General features: G+C 28.5%; 22 protein-coding genes, 1 pseudogene and 1 riboswitch. Of the genes and pseudogenes, 5 read left to right on the top strand and 18 right to left on the bottom strand.

Features of this window, described 5'->3' with window-relative positions:
- Positions 1 to 8 precede the first annotated feature (8 nt).
- The gene (thiD, locus tag IC214_RS17070) at positions 9 to 803 is read right to left on the bottom strand and encodes a bifunctional hydroxymethylpyrimidine kinase/phosphomethylpyrimidine kinase (protein ID WP_227433035.1); all 795 of its coding nucleotides are present in this window, start codon (positions 801 to 803) and stop codon (positions 9 to 11) included.
- Positions 804 to 906: 103 nt separating this feature from the next.
- A riboswitch (TPP riboswitch) is annotated at positions 907 to 999 on the bottom strand.
- A 93-nt stretch (positions 1,000 to 1,092) separates the two neighbouring features.
- Positions 1,093 to 1,404 carry a GIY-YIG nuclease family protein gene (locus IC214_RS17065; RefSeq protein ID WP_227433034.1) on the bottom strand — a complete coding sequence of 104 codons (312 nt, stop codon included), beginning with the start codon at positions 1,402 to 1,404 and terminating at the stop codon, positions 1,093 to 1,095.
- A gap of 291 nt (positions 1,405 to 1,695) precedes the next feature.
- Between IC214_RS17065 and IC214_RS17060 the strand changes: the two genes are divergently transcribed.
- Positions 1,696 to 2,949, top strand: a complete 1,254-nt coding sequence (locus IC214_RS17060) for an anthrax toxin lethal factor-related metalloendopeptidase (RefSeq protein WP_227823778.1) — start codon at positions 1,696 to 1,698, stop codon at positions 2,947 to 2,949.
- Between the two features lie 143 nt (positions 2,950 to 3,092).
- Positions 3,093 to 3,962: a methionyl aminopeptidase gene (locus tag IC214_RS17055; RefSeq protein ID WP_227823777.1), complete on the top strand. Its 870-nt coding sequence runs from the start codon at positions 3,093 to 3,095 to the stop codon at positions 3,960 to 3,962.
- Positions 3,963 to 4,015: 53 nt separating this feature from the next.
- Here the strand turns inward: IC214_RS17055 and IC214_RS17050 are convergent, their stop codons facing one another.
- Positions 4,016 to 4,204 (bottom strand): ferredoxin, encoded by a 189-nt coding sequence (locus IC214_RS17050; protein WP_227433029.1) that lies wholly within the window; start codon positions 4,202 to 4,204, stop codon positions 4,016 to 4,018.
- Between the two features lie 278 nt (positions 4,205 to 4,482).
- Positions 4,483 to 4,689: a helix-turn-helix domain-containing protein gene (locus IC214_RS17045; protein WP_227433028.1), complete on the bottom strand. Its 207-nt coding sequence runs from the start codon at positions 4,687 to 4,689 to the stop codon at positions 4,483 to 4,485.
- Positions 4,690 to 4,847: 158 nt separating this feature from the next.
- Here IC214_RS17045 and IC214_RS17040 point away from each other — a divergent pair, with 158 nt between their 5' ends.
- The 3 genes from IC214_RS17040 (at position 4,848) to IC214_RS17030 (ending at position 6,962) form a co-directional block, all read left to right on the top strand.
- Positions 4,848 to 5,066, top strand: a complete 219-nt coding sequence (locus IC214_RS17040; protein WP_227823776.1) for a hypothetical protein — start codon at positions 4,848 to 4,850, stop codon at positions 5,064 to 5,066.
- Between the two features lie 578 nt (positions 5,067 to 5,644).
- Complete coding sequence (locus tag IC214_RS17035; protein WP_227482384.1) at positions 5,645 to 6,613, top strand: CPBP family intramembrane glutamic endopeptidase; 969 nt, start codon at positions 5,645 to 5,647, stop codon at positions 6,611 to 6,613.
- 31 nt (positions 6,614 to 6,644) lie between these two features.
- On the top strand, positions 6,645 to 6,962 hold the full coding sequence (locus IC214_RS17030) for a hypothetical protein (RefSeq protein WP_227866837.1): 318 nt from the start codon (positions 6,645 to 6,647) through the stop codon (positions 6,960 to 6,962).
- Between the two features lie 84 nt (positions 6,963 to 7,046).
- Here the strand turns inward: IC214_RS17030 and IC214_RS17025 are convergent, their stop codons facing one another.
- The 14 genes and pseudogenes from IC214_RS17025 to IC214_RS16960 all read right to left on the bottom strand — a co-directional run bounded on the left by IC214_RS17025 (position 7,047) and on the right by IC214_RS16960 (position 19,547).
- On the bottom strand, positions 7,047 to 7,568 hold the full coding sequence (locus IC214_RS17025) for a hypothetical protein (protein ID WP_227866836.1): 522 nt from the start codon (positions 7,566 to 7,568) through the stop codon (positions 7,047 to 7,049).
- Between the two features lie 229 nt (positions 7,569 to 7,797).
- Entirely contained in the window at positions 7,798 to 8,040 is a 243-nt protein-coding gene (locus IC214_RS17020) for a hypothetical protein (RefSeq protein WP_227866835.1), read from the bottom strand.
- Between the two features lie 203 nt (positions 8,041 to 8,243).
- Positions 8,244 to 8,354: pseudogene (locus IC214_RS17015) on the bottom strand (cell wall hydrolase); the annotation flags it as partial.
- A 109-nt stretch (positions 8,355 to 8,463) separates the two neighbouring features.
- The gene (epsC, locus tag IC214_RS17010; protein ID WP_227855124.1) at positions 8,464 to 9,054 is read right to left on the bottom strand and encodes a serine O-acetyltransferase EpsC; all 591 of its coding nucleotides are present in this window, start codon (positions 9,052 to 9,054) and stop codon (positions 8,464 to 8,466) included.
- Positions 9,055 to 9,080: 26 nt separating this feature from the next.
- Positions 9,081 to 9,989: a cysteine synthase A gene (gene cysK, locus IC214_RS17005; RefSeq protein WP_227866834.1), complete on the bottom strand. Its 909-nt coding sequence runs from the start codon at positions 9,987 to 9,989 to the stop codon at positions 9,081 to 9,083.
- Positions 9,990 to 10,226: 237 nt separating this feature from the next.
- Entirely contained in the window at positions 10,227 to 10,853 is a 627-nt protein-coding gene (locus IC214_RS17000) for a K(+)-transporting ATPase subunit C (RefSeq protein WP_227433020.1), read from the bottom strand.
- 18 nt (positions 10,854 to 10,871) lie between these two features.
- Positions 10,872 to 12,929, bottom strand: coding sequence for a potassium-transporting ATPase subunit KdpB (kdpB, locus tag IC214_RS16995; RefSeq protein WP_227823773.1), 2,058 nt, complete (start codon positions 12,927 to 12,929; stop codon positions 10,872 to 10,874).
- A gap of 24 nt (positions 12,930 to 12,953) precedes the next feature.
- Complete coding sequence (kdpA, locus tag IC214_RS16990; RefSeq protein ID WP_255613201.1) at positions 12,954 to 14,630, bottom strand: potassium-transporting ATPase subunit KdpA; 1,677 nt, start codon at positions 14,628 to 14,630, stop codon at positions 12,954 to 12,956.
- Between the two features lie 45 nt (positions 14,631 to 14,675).
- Complete coding sequence (kdpF, locus tag IC214_RS21220; RefSeq protein ID WP_227433307.1) at positions 14,676 to 14,753, bottom strand: K(+)-transporting ATPase subunit F; 78 nt, start codon at positions 14,751 to 14,753, stop codon at positions 14,676 to 14,678.
- 23 nt (positions 14,754 to 14,776) lie between these two features.
- A complete protein-coding gene (locus IC214_RS16980; protein WP_227433018.1) occupies positions 14,777 to 14,920 on the bottom strand; it encodes a hypothetical protein in 144 nt (47 codons plus the stop codon).
- A 168-nt stretch (positions 14,921 to 15,088) separates the two neighbouring features.
- Complete coding sequence (locus IC214_RS16975) at positions 15,089 to 15,721, bottom strand: YitT family protein (protein WP_227433016.1); 633 nt, start codon at positions 15,719 to 15,721, stop codon at positions 15,089 to 15,091.
- A 368-nt stretch (positions 15,722 to 16,089) separates the two neighbouring features.
- Positions 16,090 to 17,052 (bottom strand): sugar ABC transporter substrate-binding protein, encoded by a 963-nt coding sequence (locus IC214_RS16970; protein WP_227482379.1) that lies wholly within the window; start codon positions 17,050 to 17,052, stop codon positions 16,090 to 16,092.
- Positions 17,053 to 17,075: 23 nt separating this feature from the next.
- Complete coding sequence (locus tag IC214_RS16965) at positions 17,076 to 18,026, bottom strand: ABC transporter permease (RefSeq protein ID WP_227866833.1); 951 nt, start codon at positions 18,024 to 18,026, stop codon at positions 17,076 to 17,078.
- 24 nt (positions 18,027 to 18,050) lie between these two features.
- Positions 18,051 to 19,547, bottom strand: coding sequence for a sugar ABC transporter ATP-binding protein (locus IC214_RS16960; RefSeq protein ID WP_227482377.1), 1,497 nt, complete (start codon positions 19,545 to 19,547; stop codon positions 18,051 to 18,053).
- Between the last annotated feature and the right edge of the window lie 5 nt (positions 19,548 to 19,552).

Here is a 19,552-nt window from a genome sequence, read left to right as displayed (position 1 = left end):
AAATTTTATTATTCAAACTTATAAAAATGATGTACTGGGCCTACTCCATGACCTATATCAAAACTATTTTTTATTGCTTCTGTTATATAAATTTTACTTAATTTTACTGCTTCTTTTATTTCATAACCTAATGCAAGGTAAGATGTTATTGCAGAAGATAATGTACATCCTGTTCCATGTGTATTTTTTTTATCAATTCTTTCACTTTTATACACTTCAAATATATTTTTACCAACTAAAATATCCACTGCTTCTCCATCTAAATGTCCGCCTTTCATAAGAACAAATTTAGGTCCAAGCTCTAATATTTTCTTTCCTACTCTATTCATATCATCTACATTATGTATTTTTATTCCTGTAATTTCTTCTGCTTCTGGAATATTTGGTGTAATTATATATGCAAGTGGTATTAAATAATTAATTAGATTTTCCTTTGCTTCTGGTTTTAATAAATAATATCCACTTTTAGATATCATTACAGGGTCTACTATTAAATATTCTGGATTATATTTTTTTAAATTTTCAACTATTTCAAGTATAATTTCTGGGCTTGAAACCATTCCTATTTTTACTGCTCTTGGAGGTATGTCATCAAATACTGCCTCTATTTGTTTTTTTATTATACTTTGGCTTAAATCTTCTACAGCAAAAACTCCTTGAGTGTTTTGTGCCGTTATAGCTGTTATTACGCTCATTCCATATGTGCCAATTGCACTAAAAGTTTTCAAATCAGCTTGGATTCCAGCTCCTCCAGATGAATCTGAACCAGCTATTGTAAGTGTTGGTATTTTGTAGTTACTCATTTATACCCTCCTAAAAATTTAATTTAAATAGATTAACTAAAAAAGCTATACCTACAATAGGTATAGCTTAGAAATTCGCATATATCACAAATAATACATACTTAAGTTTTATACTAAGCTTTCCTACGCTGGCATTATCCAGTTCAGGTGTAAGGGTCGGTATTCCTCTCAGCTCTTGGCTCCCCTAGCTATTTTAATTTATTATATTTATAACTTCATTATATTACAATAGTATTTATTGTCAAGTTTTTACACTGTATACACTTATTTACAATATAATTAAAGACACTTACTTCAGTTCTTTTATCTCTTCTCCAATAATATAATTTTCTTTATTGTCAATTGAATCTATAAGTATATTGGGATTTTTTATTATAGATAATTTTTTATCCCTAGTTAACTTTTTTATATAGTATTCTAATTTCATTGCATTACTTTTTGTATTTGTTACAAAATAAACCTCTAACTTTTTAAATCCCCTTGCTCTTGTATACTTTGAATTAATTCCTGACTTATGCTCATTCATTCTTCTTTCTATATTGCTAGTATATCCAGTATATAGAGAATCATCTTTGCACCTTATAATATATGTAAAATACATCTTAATTCACATCCTTAAATTAAATATATAAACATTATATTATAAAATAAAAAAAACTGCTGTAAATTTTATATATTGGTCAGCTATAACAATAACTCAAATGTAAATTCGTAAAGTAGATTCTAAAAGTATTTGACGCTAAATTTTGACATATTAATAACATATTTATTCTTCTAACAAAAAATTCACAAATATAAAAAATAAAATTTTCAAAAAAATTATAATTTTCAAAAAAATAAATTGACATATATAAAAAAATTATGATAACCTAATAAAAAGGGGGCAATGATTATGGAAAACAATTTAATTATAGCTAAAAGCAATAATATTGAATTATCACAAAAGAACTTATTTAAAGTCAATTTACAGATAGGTGTAGACTTTACACTTTTGTCAAAATCACTTAAAGCCTTTTATAAAAAAGAAGAAGATTTTTATTGCATTGCTCTTGCACCATGCAATGTATCTGATGAAAAAGCAAGCAAGAAGATAAATATTCCTGAGATGATAAAAGAAATTAATACTTTAATTGAAAGTGTGACTGATAAAAGTGAACTTTTAAGTGAAGAAATATTTACAAACAATCTATCAGAATTTTTCGACGAATCTTTAGATAACATTTATATAGAGTTAAGACAAGCATATCTATATCTTAAGAAGAATACAAACAATCTTGATATAGAAAACTCCATTGAATATGTATTCGATGTCAGTATAAGTAATAAAACAAAAATGAAAGAAAATCCACTAATTAACTTTAATTCACTTTCTTTAGTGGTATGGAGTGGTGAAACAAAAAATATTTTACATCAAATGAACATTTTAGATTTAGAAAATATTCACTCCTCTTTTTCAGAAAACGATGCAAATATGACTTTTTATCGAGATGATAGCCTCAAATATGAAGTTAACAAAAACAGTAAAAATATAAGAGAAAGTAATATAGATATAATTGAACAAATGATTATACTTCCAGATAATTCAGACTATGATAAAGATGAAGTTGAAAACATGAAAAACAGACTTTCAAACATAAATGGAAAATATCTACAAACACTTAAAGAAAAAGATATAATTATAAAATTAATAAATTCAAATTTAACTGATGAACCAGAATTTAGTGATTTAAAACACCAATTACCTCCATGCTGGGTAAGATCAGGTAAAACTTGGAAAGATGTACCTGGGATATATAGAAACAACTCTATTGTGGCTAAAATAGGTTATAGTAACCCTAGTTATGCAAATGTTCATTCAGCTAAAAATTTGGAATTACATGAAACTGCACATGCTATAGATAAAAATGTATTAGACAAAAAATCAAATTCAGAAGAATTTATGGAAGTGTTTATTCAAGAAAGGTATAAACTTTATGACCCTAAACAAGTTGCACATGCATATATTAGTAAATTCCCAGAAGAATTTTTTGCGGAATCATTTGTGCATTATTATCTTGATGAAGACTCAAAAAATATATTGAAAGAAAATTGTCCTTTAACATATAATTTTCTTGAAGAATTAGAACTAAGCTATGAAACACATTAATACTTAATAATATATTTCTATTTAATAAAGTACTCTTTATAAAAGACTTTTTGATATTTATGTTATAATATTTCTAATGGTTATATTTTAAAATAGTTTATGTAGCCCATAATTTAAATAAATAATAAAAAGGATGAAGAGTTATGAAATTAAACAGAAACGATGCTTGTTGGTGTGGAAGTACTAAAAAATATAAAAAATGTCATATGGATATAGATAATAAAATAAATTCATTTGCTCAGCTAGGTCATATTGTACCTACTCACGACATCATAAAAAATGCAACACAAATTGAAGAAATTAAAAAAAGTGCTGTAATAAACACAAAGATTTTAGATTATATTTCGGATAAAATTAAAGTTGGAATGTCTACAGAAGATATAAATGAATTAGTCCATAACTTTACATTAGAAAATGGAGCTATTCCTGCACCACTAGATTATAATGGTTTTCCTAAAAGTGTATGTACATCAATAAACAATGAAGTTTGTCATGGTATCCCAAGTAAAGACATCCTATTAAAGGATGGAGATATTATAAATGTAGATGTGTCTACTATTTTTAATGGATATTACTCAGATGCTTCAAGAATGTTTATGATAGGAAATGTTAAAGAAAATGCAAAAAAATTGGTTCAAGTTACTAAAGAATGCATTCAAAAAGGTCTTGAAGCTGCTAAACCATGGGGATTCTTGGGTGATATAGGTAATGCTATTAATTCTTATGCAAAAGAAAATGGATATTCTGTTGTTAGAGAAATTGGTGGGCATGGAGTTGGACTAAGTTTTCATGAAGACCCATTTGTAAGTTATGTTTCTAAAAAAGGAACTGAAATGTTGTTGGTTCCTGGAATGATATTTACTATAGAACCTATGGTAAATGAAGGAACTCATGAGATTTTTGTTGATGAAGAAAATGATTGGACTATCTACACAAAAGATGGTAAATTATCTGCTCAATGGGAGTGCATGGTTTTAGTTACAGAAACAGGAATTGAAATTTTAACTCAATAAAATATAAAAGCCTATAAAGATTGAGCTTTCAATCTTCATAGGCTTTTCTTTTGTTAATGCACATCTATTGCATCAACTGGACAGCTTTCTCTAGCCTCTTTTGCTGATTCTTCAGCATCACTTGGTATTTCATCAACTATAACATGTGATTTTCCATCATCAGCCATGTCAAATACTTCTGGGCATATTGATGGACATAATCCACAACCTATACAAGTATCTTGATTAACATTTGCTTTCATAATAAAATCCTCCTAGATGTTACAAATTTAAAATTTTTGTTTACCAACGATTGGCGAACTAAAACTTTGACCTTCAGTTCTTTTTTATTATGTCCTCAAATTTGAAAATAATACCTTTTCAAAATAAATTTTATAAAATTTATTAGTTGTGTTATGATTATTTTTCTTTATAATCTGATAAAACCTTGTCCATTGTATAAAACTTAATCTATTATTTCTATATTTTCTAATGCCCTATAAAACATATTAGTATCATATACTTTTTAAGATAAATATTACTACTCAATATCTTTTTTAATCTCAACAATATCTTCTATGTTACAATCTAATGCCAAACATATTTTTTCCATTGTAGCCATAGAGACAACTTTATCCTCGTTCAATTTACTAATACTTGAACTTCCTAGTCCTGTCATTTCTTTAAATTCCATTTTTTTTATTTTTTTATCAATTAATAATTTCCATAAGCGATTGTATGAAATCATTTTATCACCTCTTTTAATTTATTTTATCATAATTAACCCATTAAGGGCAATATTTCTCTTTTATAGTTAATTTTTCTTGACTTTATTATGAAATAGTAATATTATTAAATTAACCTTAAAAGGTTAATATTAACTACTTAAGGATTGGAAAGCATAGTATGGCACCTTGTTTTAATGCTGAAGGCTTAGTTATAGAAGATAAAGAAAATGTATCTACTGCAGAAAAATATTTCGTAATAAGCAGATACTATGATGATGGCAAAACTATTGCTTTTATAGAAATAAATAACACTAAATACAAGACTGAATATGTTAGAAACTTTGACCAGTATGTAGACGAATTTTTTATTTTGGAAGCGCTTACAAGAATGCCTTAGTGCTTAAGGGGTGATATAGATGTGTTTTAATACTTACATACTGAAAAGAGTTTTAAACAACAAGTAACTAGAATTAACTCGTAGTTTTGACCTAGATAATCTTATTGATACTGCAACAGAGATTTTGAAAAATAATAAGATTAATTTGATAATTATTGATGAAGTAAACAAGGTTGTTTGGAAAAATGAAAAAAGCACTCCCGCTCATGAGAATGCTTAGTTATAGCTATAGAAGTGTACTACCAATACACTTCTATTTTTTTATTATATCATATAATTTTGTGTATGAAAAAGACTCATTTAAATCAATTTTAAGATGTGTTAAGTAACGCTCTTGATAGTTTTATACATTAATAAATATACAATATAATTATAACATGTCTTATGTTTTAGTATAATAATTTTCGTTCGTTTTATTATTACAACTTCTACTATAGTTTTATATAACCTGTTAATATTTGTAATATTTTAGATACTCTTTATACTTACATTGCTGCTATACTTTTATTAAGAAAATTAATACAATATGAATTTGTTATTATAGAAAAGAAAGTAATATGTTAAAGGAGGTTTTTGTATTGAAATTACAAGAAAAATGGATTGATTTATTAAATCCAAGATATATTGAAAATGAAGAAAAAAGAAAGAAAATACAGATTATAATATTTTTTTCTATAACTTTTGGCTTAACTTATTTATTAGGTTTTCTATTATATTTCAATAAGTTTATTGACCCAGGAAATTTTGCATCATTCATAATGATATTGCCTTTATCTTCTGTCGCTATTGCAAAATTTTACTCAGAAGGAAAAACTAATAATGAGTATAAGTTTTATTCATTAGTAATATTACTTTTTCTTAGTTATTTTTTATTATTTATTGCTAAATCATTTAACTTAATAAACCTCAATCAATCTCAATTAGTGAATTCTATATTAATTTTAATAAGCAGTTTATATCTTATTATTTATTCTTTTAAATCAAAAGAACTGTATATTCTAAAAAATGTAAGAACAGGTGCTTTATTAATTATCTACTTTATATTTTCTCAAGTTATCCTTGGATTAATAATAAGTAGAAATAATCTTAATTATAATGGTATTTTATTTTATCTGAACCTTACTATAATATCATTAATATATATTTATCCTTTTTTGTCTGAAGAATATGGCTGGAGATGTTTTTTACAAAGTATTTTCTTTGATAAATTTGACAAAAAAATAGGTGTTATAATTGTAGGTGTTTGTTGGAGTTTATGGCATTTACCTCTACAATTTACATTCTATAGTCCAGATGCTCCAATACTGGGAATTGTAATTCATTTAATTTATGGAATCGGACTTTCTATATTTTTAGGTTATGTTTATTTGAAAACTAAAAATATATGGATTTGTTCTATAATTCATGCTTTAGTTAATAGTTTAGATGTTATTTGTAATAGTTCTGAAATGCCACTTAGCTATTATGTTATTTTAGAGAGACTTATATTTGTATCACTATTTTATCTTCCTTTCCTCTTTACAAAAGAATATAAACAACATACATAAAAAAATTATTATGCTAAAGGAGGTATATACTATGAACTTTGGAAATATCAATCTTATACTTATTGGAGTAGGAATTATAATATTAACTACAATAATATCTTTAATTAAACCTAAAACTAGTTTTTGCAGTGAAAAATATTTTAATAAATTAGACTCAACGTATGGAAATATAGATAGGAAAAGAACTGTTAAACTAGAAATACTTTCTCGCTATGTAATGGGTCTTGAATATATAGCAATAGGCTTATTCACAAGAAAATTAGACATTACAATAATAGCAATGATAATAGCAGCCATTGTAACAACAGCATTATATTATCTAGTTAGAAAGAAATATATAGCTATATAAAATCTAATAGGATTAATAGCAAAAGAAGGTAACAACTAACTAGTTGCTACCTTCTAAAATATACCTGATTTTATTGGGGGGTCTTTAAATTAAAGTATCTATATAATTTTTTTGCCCATTAATATTTTGATTTTTCTTGTATTTTTCAGCATCTTTATCTAACTTTTCTATTCTTGACTCAATTTTCTTTATTTCCACTTGAGTCATACTCATAAAATCTTTAAGCATATTTTCAAGTTCTTCGCGAGTTTTACCTTCTAAAAATAAATTTTCAAGTTCTTTATCTTCTTTATCAATATGTTTTTGTTCTAGTTCTTCTGACTCTTTTTCATTATCGACGCCTTTTTGATCTAATTCTTCTACCTTTTCTTCATTTTTATCATTAAGTTCATCTGTATTTAATGATTCCTCTTTTTCTCCTGTATTTAGAGAAATTGGATATTCTTCCAAAATAGTATTTTTATTTTCTTCTTCTACATTACTATTTTTATTTTCTTCTTCTGATTTAAATAAATTTCTGATTGCTTCATTTATTTTTTTAGCATAAAGTTCTTGTTTATCTTTTAAATCTTTAATTCTATTATCAAGTTCTTGTTTTTGTTTCATGATATTAGATAAATAATTATTTTTTTCTATAGTTTCATTTTTCTTAATAATATTTGTATTTTTTTGTATTTTTTATGTTACTTTCATTATTTAATAAATATTGGCTTCTATATTGACTAGAAATTTTCATTATATTTACCTCTCCAAAATAAATTTATTCTTATGTTAAAAAAGTAATTATATGTTAGTTTTAAAACCATTCATATAATTACTTTAAAACATACATTAATTACATATGTTGAGATATAAAAACACCAGAATACTTGCTTAATACATCTGCAAAATCATAATTTCTTCCATCTATAAACCATTTACCCTTCCATGTACTTGTATTCCCAGAAATGCTTATTGTATCTCCATTCTCAAGTCTAATATTTTTCTCGTTTTTTAAATTTATGTCCTTTTCCATTACGTTTGAAATAACCAGATTAGAAAACGATAATGCTAAAATACTAATTGTTGCTAATGACATAGATGTTATTTTCTTAAAATTTATACAATTATACCCCTTCAATTATCTTATATTTAATCATATCCTAGCACTATAGAGGTAAATTTACAAGAAATCTGCATAACTAGTCAATAAACACGCAAAATCGGCTAATATTTTAAAAAAATTATTTTTTTTCATAAAATAGTAATAATTTATACAAATACCTTATATATTTTAAAATATTATCTATTTATGAAATCTAATGCTTTGTAAAGCGTATCATTCTCCTTTATCATAGTGAACTTTTCTTTAGTCATAGAACCTATCTTTTCACATGCTCCACCACCAACAACAGCACCTACTCCTCCAAATAAAACTCCTTCTGCTAAAGCTCTTCCTATCCCACCTTTAGTCACAGTTTCACCATTTTCCAAAAGTTCATATTCTATAACATCACTATGACTATATATAATATACATTGTCTAACTCTTCGTATTCGTAGGATACTTCTCTTTTATTCTTTTTTACAGGTTCTAGATTTCTTATTTTCACTATTTTTGCTGGTATACCAACAACTGTGGCTCCATTAGGTACATCTTTAACAACAACTGAATTTGCACCTATTTTTGAATTAGAACCGATATTTAAAGGTCCTAGTATTTTTGTTCCAGCTCCAATTAATACATCATCGCCAACAGTTGGATGTCTCTTGCCAGTATCCTTTCCTGTAGCACCCAAAGTAGCTCCTTGATATATTGTTACTCTATTTCCCACTTCAGCTGTTTCGCCAATTACAACACCCATTCCATGGTCTATCAAAATACCTTCTCCCATTTTAGCTCCAGGATGTATTTCTATACCAGTCATAAATCTGGATATCTGGGATATCAATCTAGCTGAAAAAAGCATCTTCTTCTTATAAAGAAAATGAGCTATTCTATGCATTATCATTGCATGCACTGATGGATATAGTAAAAAAACTTCTATCTTAGTTCTAGCTGCTGGATCATTCTTCATTATATATTCAATATCTTTATTTATTTTTTTAAACAAAGTATTCACTCCCTCAAATAAAATTATTAAAATATTCCCATGGACATATATTTATCTACTCCATCTGGAGCTACTGTTACTATTTTTTTATTTGGATATTTTTTCGCCATTTCCATAGCTCCAAATATATTTGCTCCAGAAGATATACCTACCAAAATCCCTTCCTTTGATGCAAGTAATTTAACTGTATCAAAAGCATCTTCATCATCAACTAATATTACTTCATCAACTACACTAGAATCATAATTTTCAGGAACAAAGTTAGCTCCTATTCCTTGTATTTTATGAGGTCCAGTTTTATTTTCTGATATAGCTGGAGATTTTTTTGGCTCAAGTGCAACTACTTTTATATTTGGATTTTGCTCTTTTAAATATCTTGCAGTCCCTATTAAAGTACCACCTGTTCCAACTCCACATACAAATATATCTAAATCTCTAACATCATTCATAATTTCAACTGCTGTTGTTTTATAATGTGCATTTGGATTGTCTTTATTTTCAAATTGTTTCAAACTTTTATAGTTTGGATTTTCTCTCAATAGTTCATTTGCTTTTTCTATAGAGCCTGACATTCCAGCTTTTCCATCTGTAAGTACTAAATTTGCTCCATAAGCCTTCATTAAATCTCGTCTCTCGATACTCATAGTCTCTGGCATTACTATTACTACTTCATATCCTTTTAATCTTCCTATCATGGATAATGCAATACCAGTGTTGCCACTAGTTGCTTCTACTAGTACATCACCCTTTTTTAATTCTCCTCTTTTTTCTAATCCTTCTAGCATTTCATAAACTGCTCTATCTTTTATACTTCCTGCTGGATTTACTTTTTCTAATTTTACATATATGTTAGAACACCCTTTAGTACATCCTAAATTATTTAACCTTACTACAGGTGTGTTTCCTATCAACTCTAATGCGTTATTATATAACATACTACTTCCTCCTATATGTCCAATTCTATTATCAAATTGATAACGATAAATATATTATAGTATTATCATTTTGATAATGCAACCTTTTTTTGGATTTTATCCCTTCAATTGTTTTATTTCTAATATTAATAATATTCAAACAAAAAAAGTGAAAATCATTATCGATTTTCACTCTTCAAACTTCAAGCTTTATGCTAAGTCATACACAATACTTCACTACAAAAATTCTACGAAATACTATATAAGACCTAATATTTTTGCAACCTCTACATTAACCTTTAACACATTAACTCTATCTTCACCTAAAACTCCGAAAAGTTTTTTTGAAGTATTATCATCTACAATTTTTTGTAATTTACTCTCTGATATTCCTGATACTTTTGCTATAGCAGGTATCTGAACCTTTGCAGAAGCGGGACTTATATTAGGGTCAAGTCCTGAACCTGATGCTGTAAGCAAATCTGTTGGTATATCTTCTTTTTTTACACCTGGATTATCCTTCAAAAACTGTTCAATGTCTTTTTGAACTCTATCATGAAGCTCTGGATTAGTTGCTCCATAATTAAAAGAACCCGATGAAACACCGCCATAAACTGTATTTCCATCCTTATCTGGTATTAAATCTTCTTTTGTATAAGTATTATAGTTTACTGATGAAACTCTTCCCTTAAAAAATCTTGCATCTGTAAAACTTTGACCAATAAGCTCTGAACCAACCTTTACGCCATTTACTTCTATCATACTTCCATTAGCTTTATCTTTAAATGCAACTTGACTTACGCCTGTTAAAACAAGTGGATATACAAGTCCGCAAACAAATAACAATACAAGACTTACAAGCAATGCTGGTTTTAATGTTTTCATTTTTATATCCTCCATTTATTAACCTAAATTAAGAACCATTACTAAAGGTGTAATTAATAAATCAATTACTTTTATTCCTAAAAATGGTACTATAACCCCACCAAGACCAAAAATAAGCATATTTCTCATTAGCATAGCTTGCGATTTCATAGGTCTATATTTTACCCCTTTCATAGCAAGAGGTATTAAACATGGGATAATTATAGCATTAAATATTAAAGCTGATAATATCGCACTAAATGATGTAGAAAGCTTCATTATATTTAATATCTCCATTTGAGGTATTGCAAGGGTAAATATAGCTGGTATAATTGCAAAGTATTTTGCAATATCATTTGCTATACTGAATGTTGTTAAAGCACCACGTGTTATTAAAAGCTGTTTTCCTATTTCAACCACTTCTAATATTTTAGTTGGGTCTGAATCTAAATCTACCATGTTTGCTGCTTCCTTTGCAGATGTTGTACCACTATTCATAGCAAGACCCACATCTGCTTGAGCAAGTGCAGGAGCATCATTTGTTCCATCCCCTGTCATAGCAACTATTTTACCTTCAGATTGTTCTTTTTTTATTGCCTCTATCTTATCTTCTGGTTTACATTCTGCAATAAATCCATCTACTCCAGCCTCTCTTGCAATTGTGGCTGCTGTTAAAGGATTATCTCCTGTACACATGATTGTCTTTATTCCTATCTCACGAAGTCTAGCAAATCTTTCTACAAGACCTGATTTTACTGTATCCTTTAAGTAGATAATACCGTATATCTCATTATCGACACACACTACTAGAGGTGTACCACCTAATTTTGCTACTCTATTCACACTTTCTTCTAAATCGTCTGGTACTAATCCACCAGAAGATTTTACTCGATTTATTATACTGTCATAAGCCCCTTTTCTAATAGCTGTTCCATCAGATAAATTTATACCACTCATTCTGGTTTGTGCAGAGAATTCTACAAACTCAGCTTCTTCGGCCTCTTTTGTTTTTCCTGTTGAACCTAGTTTTATCCCTAAATCAACTATAGACTTTCCTTCTGGTGTGTCATCTTTTAATGAGCACATAACAGCATAGTTTATTAAATTTTTTGAATCTGCATTTCCAACTGCTATAAATTCTGATGCAAGTCTATTTCCATAAGTAATAGTACCTGTCTTATCCAAAATCATAGTATCAACATCACCACAAGCTTCTACTGCTTTTCCTGACATTGCAATAACATTGAATCTAGTTACTCTATCCATACCTGCAATACCAATAGCTGACAATAATCCACCTATAGTAGTTGGTATTAAACACACCAAAAGTGCTATCATAGTAGAAATTGGAATCTTTACACCTGCATAATTTGCCATTGGATAAAGAGAGATTAAAACAACCATAAATATAAGTGTTAATCCCACCAATAAAGTATTTAAAGCAATTTCATTTGGTGTTTTTTGTCTTGAAGCTCCTTCTACAAGAGCTATCATTTTATCTAAGAAGGATTCTCCTGGTTTTGTTGTTATTTTTATTTTTAGCCAGTCACTTACAACTGTAGTTCCTCCTGTAACAGAAGCGAAATCTCCTCCAGATTCTCTCATAACAGGTGCAGATTCTCCAGTTATTGCTGACTCATCCACAGAAGCTATACCTTCTATTACTTCTCCATCATTTGGAATAACTTCTCCTGCATTGACTAAAACAATATCTCCCAGTTTTAGCTCGCTTGCACTTATCATTTTTTCATTTCCTAATTTATCTAAAACTCTTGCAACTGTATCTTTTCTAGTTTTCTTTAATGTATCTGCTTGTGCTTTTCCTCTACCTTCAGCTACAGCTTCAGCAAAATTTGCAAAAAGAACAGTTATAAATAGTATTATTGTTACAATCCCATTATAAGCTCTTAAGTTATTACCTTCATCTCCAAACAAACTAGGTACTATTGTAAGTATCAAAGTTACTATAAATCCAATCTCTACAACAAACATAACTGGATTTTTCATCATATATTTAGGATTTAATTTTTTAAAAGCTTCTATAATGGAAGTTTTGAAAATATCTTTTGTAATAAACTTTGTTTTTTTAGTTTCCATAAAATTTTACTCCCTCCCAATTTTTTAGTGCCATAATACTAGATGCTCTGAAATAGGTCCAAGCGCTAAGGCTGGGAAAAATGTTAAAGCACCAACAATTAAAACAACCAATACTAAAATTATTGTAAATGTGAAATTATCAGTTCTAAGTGTTCCTATGCTTTCATTTACAGAGTTCTTAGATGCTAATAAACTTGATATTGCAAGTAATATTATAATAGACACATATCTTCCAAAAAACATAACTATACCTGTTGTTATATTCCAGAACATAGTATTATCTCCTAAACCTTCAAATCCTGAGCCATTATTAGCTGCTGAAGATGCAAACTCATATAAAACCTGTGATAATCCATGGAATCCAGGATTTGAAATTCCCTCAAGACCTGCTGGTAGTGCTACTGCAAGTCCAGAGAACATAAGTATCAAAAGTGGATGTAATATAATAAGTAAAGCTATAAGCTTCATTTCTTTTCCTTCAATTTTCTTAGTTAAGAATTCTGGTGTTCTTCCTACCATTAATCCACATAAAAATACTGCTATTATAGCGTACATTAGCATATTCATAAGACCTACACCTTTACCACCAAATACGACATTTAACATCATATTTAAAAGTGGTACTAATCCTCCTAGAGGAGTTAAAGTATCATGCATATTGTTAACTGTACCAGTTGTAAAGGAAGTCGTCACTGTCGTAAACAATGCTGATTGAGCTATACCAAATCTAACTTCTTTACCTTCCATACTTCCCATGCTTTGATTAAGTCCTAATTGTGATAAGATAGGATTTCCTGCACTTTCTGCTCTAAAACAAACCATTAAACCTATTAAAAATATGATTGACATTGCACCAAATACAACCCAACCTTGTTTTTTATTCTTTATCATATGTCCAAATGCAACAACACAAGCTCCTGGTAATATCATCATAGATAACATCTCTACTATATTTGATATTATTGTTGGATTTTCAAATGGATGTGATGAATTTGAACCAAAAAATCCTCCTCCATTTGTTCCTAAGTGTTTTATTGATTCAAGTGCTGCCACAGGACCTTTAGCTATATCTTGAAGTTTTCCTTCTATAGTAGTTATTGTTTCTGTACCAGCAAAAGTTTGTGGTACTCCTTGTGTAACTAATATAACACCAACAATTAAAGCCCCTGGTAAAAGTACTCTTGTTGTTATTCTAATTAAATCTACATAAAAGTTGCCTAATGTTTTCTTTTTGCCTACTAACCCTCTTACAAATGCCATGGCCGCTGCATATCCTGTTGCTGCTGATGTAAACATCATGTATATTATCACTGTCATTTGACTAAGATATGAAAGCCCTGTTTCACCTGAGTAATGTTGAAGATTCGTGTTTGTCATAAAACTTATTATTGTATTAAATGATAAACTTTGTTCCATACCTTTAATTCCATTAGGATTAAAAATATGCATGCTCTGAGTTCTAAGTATTACATATCCTATAAACACCATGACTGCATTTGTAACTAATAAAGCTAAAGCATATTGCTTCCAATTCATTTCTTTTTTCTTATCTATGCTACATACCTTATATATGCCATTGTCTATTTTATCAAACACTTTATCTCCAAATGTTTTTTGGTTAGTGGATATATGATATAAATATTTACCCATAGGTATTACTAAAACCATAAATATCGCCAATACTATTACTATCTGTACCATAAAAATTTTCCCCCCAATTCAACTTGCTTATTACCTCTATACTATTTAGAATTTTTCAGGATTAATAAGCGCATACACCAAATATACTATCAACATTACAATTACAACTGCCAGAAACCACATAGGTAATACCTCCATACATTACATTATTTTTTTTCAGTTTGTTTCCCACACCAGCCAGCAAGCAACTTCATGGAAATAAATCCTATAGCCAGTGACGCTATCATCACTATATCTAACATTTCGACTCCTCCATTTACTTTAGTTTCTTTGATACGTTTTGGTTTCATATTGCTACTTCATTTATCTTATCATTTTAGGTATAAAGATAGGGTTAAGATACATCTATTATTGATTAGTATTGCATAAATATAAAATTAGCTCTTCTCTACTTAATTTAGACATAAAAAAAGGAGGCAAGTTTGCCACCTTTCAAAAATACTGTTATTTAGTTTATATTAACATTCTGGAACTATTTCATTACTCATATCCATATCTAAATTTTTACCATGATAGTAAATAAAATCAATTACTTTACCACTAATCGTAACAGCAATTAAAGAATAAAAAATATCAAATGCGGATAGGTAAACTAATGATAACAACAATACAATAACATCTGTTGCTAGATAAACTTGCCCTATGTTCAAAGATGTAGTCTTAGAAATTACTAATGCTAAAGCATCGTCTCCTCCCGATGCACAACCTGCTTTTACTATTATCCCTACTCCTACTCCTACAGTTATACCTGCCAAAATAGTTGATAAAAGCATATTTTGTGATTGTGGTACAAGAGGTCCTATAGCTTCAAATAAATCATATAATACTGAAAAACTTATAGAAGCTACTATTGAATATATTAGGAATTTTTTACCGAAAAATTTATATCCTACTAAAAGTAGTAAACCATCAATTACAATATTTGCTATTGCTGGTTGTATGTTGAATAAATTTTTTAACAGTAGTAAAATACCTAACACTCCACCTTCTGTTATGTTGTTTAGATAGTAAAAATTATAAACTCCAAATGCTAATATTGCTGAACCTAATAATATAAGTCCAATTCTTTCTAAAAATAACCGCCTGGCCATACATATCCCTTCCTTTTTCTTAATTTATATATATTATATACAAAAGAATTGGCTTTGTATACCACACTTTTTAAAACTTTAATTATACAAAATTTTTTTATTTTTTTCAATAGTTTTTTTATGTTTTTTTATGTTTTTTTAATAATTCTTTTGAACCTTAGCATTTTCAATACTTTAAATGTTTTCTCATTTTACATAAGTTTATATTAATTTGACTTATAATTTAGTATAAATAAGTCTTTGTTTATATTAATTTTTTATTTGTTTAGAAATACTATCCAATAACTTATTACTAGGTTGGATTTAAAGAGAGAGTTACTTTAGAAACTATATAAAGTAACTCTCTCAATTTTAATGTATGTAATATCTTACCATTCACCCTTAAATTCTGAAATATTATCCTTGTTGACTTCAACTTGTTTAATTTGTGTAACAGGTTCAACTTTTTCGCCTTTAAGGAAATTAGATGCCTTTTCTATAACTAATGCACCTTCTTCAATAGCAGACATATAAGTTGTACCATCTATTAACCCATCAGTTACAGCTTTTAATCCGTCTTTACTTCCACCTAAACCTATAACTTTAACTTTATCTTTAAGACCAGCATCTTTTAAAGCTTGTCCTGCTCCTGTAGCAGAGTTATCATCTTGACATATTATAACATTAAAATCAGTTTTCTTTTGAATTAAATCTTCTGTTACCTTTAAGGCTTGCTCTTTCTCCCAATTTGAAGTTTGGTTATAAACTATTTGTATGTTACTATCTTTTAACTCTTTTTCAAGACCTTTTTTTCTTAATACTTGTGGAGTAGTTCCTGGAACACCTTCTATTAATACAGCTTTTCCACCAGCTTCTCCTAATAAGTTTTTAGCAATTTTACCTGTTAATGCTCCTGTTTCTTCCTCATTTTGCCCTATATAGGTAACTAAGCCTTTAAATTCTCCAGTTGAGTTACTTCCTATAGAATTTGTAAATGCTATTATAGGAACTTCTGAATCATTAGCAGCCTTAACTATTCTCTCGCTTACAGCAGAATCAACTCCACATAATGCAATCATATCTACTCCTTTAGCCATAAAATCTTCAGCTTGTGATAATTGTTTACTAGCATCCCATTGAGCATCTGCATATTCTACATTTACACCTAATTCTTTAGATTTTGCATCTATACCTTGTTTAGTTGCTACAAAATAACCTGTTGAACCTGGCAACAATACGGCTATCTTTTTTTCTCCATCTTTTCCTTTTCCACTATCATTTGAGCATCCAACTAAACTGAATATCATAGCAAGTGATAGTAATAATGCTAAATGTTTCATTAATTTTCTCATAAAAAATTTCCCCCTCTTATTTTTTATCTTGAAGCAAGCTTTTTCTTGCTATAAGAATCAAATCCAACTGCTGCTAAAATTATTAAACCTTTAAATATGTATTGGAAATATACATCTATTCCAAGAAGATTAAAACTGTTGTTTATAACACTCATAAGTAACACACCTATAACAGTTTTAAGTACAGAGCCAGAGCCTCCTGCTACTGATGTCCCTCCGATTACAACAGATGCAATAGCATCCATATCATAGCCTTCACCTGCAATCGCAGTTGCCGTTCCAAGTCTTCCAGTTAGTACAATCCCAGCTATTCCTGCAAGTACAGCATTAATAATAAATACTTTTATTTTATGGGAATCCACATTTATACCATTGAGTTTACTTGCTTCTTGATTACCTCCTACAGAATAAACATATCTACCAAACTTAGTTTTATTTAGTACAATAAATGCAACTAGTACTACTATAAAGAAAATTACTACTGGTATTGGTATATTAAATAAATATCCATTTCCAATATAATCGAGTATTGGTATATTTTCAGTAATTGGATATCCTCCTGTAAGCATCAAAAGCAATCCTCTTACAATAGTAACCATAGCCATAGTAGCTATTAGCGATGGTACATTTATCTTTGCAACTACTAACCCATTTATTAGTCCTATTACTGCACAAATTGCTATACCTAAAAGCATAGATACAAATAAATTGGTTCCACCAGTCGCAAATTTCATCGTTATAGCACCTGCAAGAGCTGCTACTGCCCCAACTGATATATCAAAGTTTCCAGATATTATAACAAAAGTCATACCTGCCGAAATTATTCCAATTATAGAAGATTGTCGCAAAAGATTAAGTATATTTTGTTTACCTAAAAATGATGGAGTTGCAACACTTATCGCTATACATAAAGCCAAAAAACCTAGTAATACTCCATAATCTCTTAAATTCAATGTCTCAAAAGCTTTTTTCATCTCAGTCCTCCATTTTCATTTCTTTTATACATTAAATATACTGTTCATTATATCTTGAACTTTTATATTCTCATTTTTTAAATCATCCACAATAGAACCTTCTCTTGTCACTAAAATTCTATCACTTACTCTTATTACTTCTTCCAAATCAGAAGATATAAAGATTACTCCTATCCCTTTACTTGAAAATTCTTTTATTGTATTAAAAATATCTTCTTTTGCAGCAATATCTATTCCCTTTGTTGGTTCGTCATATATTATTAAATCTAAGTCTTTGTCTAACCATTTAGAGACTACTACTTTTTGTTGATTTCCACCACTAAGTTCTTTTACTTCTTGTTTTACATCACTAACTTTTATTCCTAGTTCCTTGACACCCTTTTTAGAAAACTCAATTTCTCTATTTTTATCTATAAACAAGAATTTCTTAAATTTATCAATTTGTACTGATGCCGAATTAGTATATATAGCTTGTTCCAAAATTAGCCCAAGATTTTTTCTATCTTCAGGGATTAACCCTATTTTATTTTTTATAGCAACTTTAGGAGAAGTTATATCTACATTTTTACCATTAATAAATATATCTCCACTATCTTTATTATCTATCCCAAATATTAAATTTATAATTTCAGTTCTTCTTGAACCCACAAGACCTGCAAGACCTACAACTTCACCTCTATAAACTTTAAATGAAACATTTTTTATTTTATTAGACCAACTTACATTCTTAACATCTAATACAGGAGCTTCTTCATATTTTGCAAATGTATAATCCTTCTTCTCAATAAGTTTGTGATTATCATTTCCTGTCATAAGTTGAGTTATTTTTAATTTAGTTAAATCTTTTACATCATAAGTTCCAATCATAGTTCCATTTTTCATTATACTTGCACTATCACATATTTTAAAAACTTCCTCTAGTATATGAGAAATGTAAACTATAGTCTTACCTTTAGATTTCAATCTGTTTATTATTTTAAATAATCCTTCTTTTTCATTATTAGTAAGTGATGTTGTAGGTTCATCCATTATGATGATTTCAGAATTACATGAAACTGCTTTCATTATCTCAACCATTTGTTGATTTGCTACACTCAAATTAGACACTACTACATGTGGGTCTATATTAAAGTCAAAATCTTCACAAATTTTCATGTATTCTTCTAGCATATCTTTCTTATTTAAAAACACAATTCCTTTTAAAGTCTCTCTACCTAAAAAAATATTTTCAATAACTGTAAGAGTTGGTATTAAACTTAATTCTTGATAAATTATACTAATACCATTTTCTTTAGAATGATGTGGGTTTTTAAACATTATTTCATTGCCAGCTAAAATCACTTTACCTTTAGTTTGAGAATGGACTCCTCCTAGAATCTTAATAAGTGTAGATTTTCCTGCTCCATTAGCTCCTAAAAGGGCTCTTACTTCTCCTTTTTCTAGTTCAAAATCTATACCATTTAAAACGTCTACCTTTCCAAAACTTTTGTATATTTGTTGCATTTTTAGTATCTTACTCACTATAT

Source organism: Clostridioides sp. ES-S-0190-01 (assembly GCF_020658275.1).
Lineage (GTDB): Bacteria > Bacillota > Clostridia > Peptostreptococcales > Peptostreptococcaceae > Clostridioides.
This window is presented reverse-complemented; position numbering and strand designations above follow the sequence as displayed.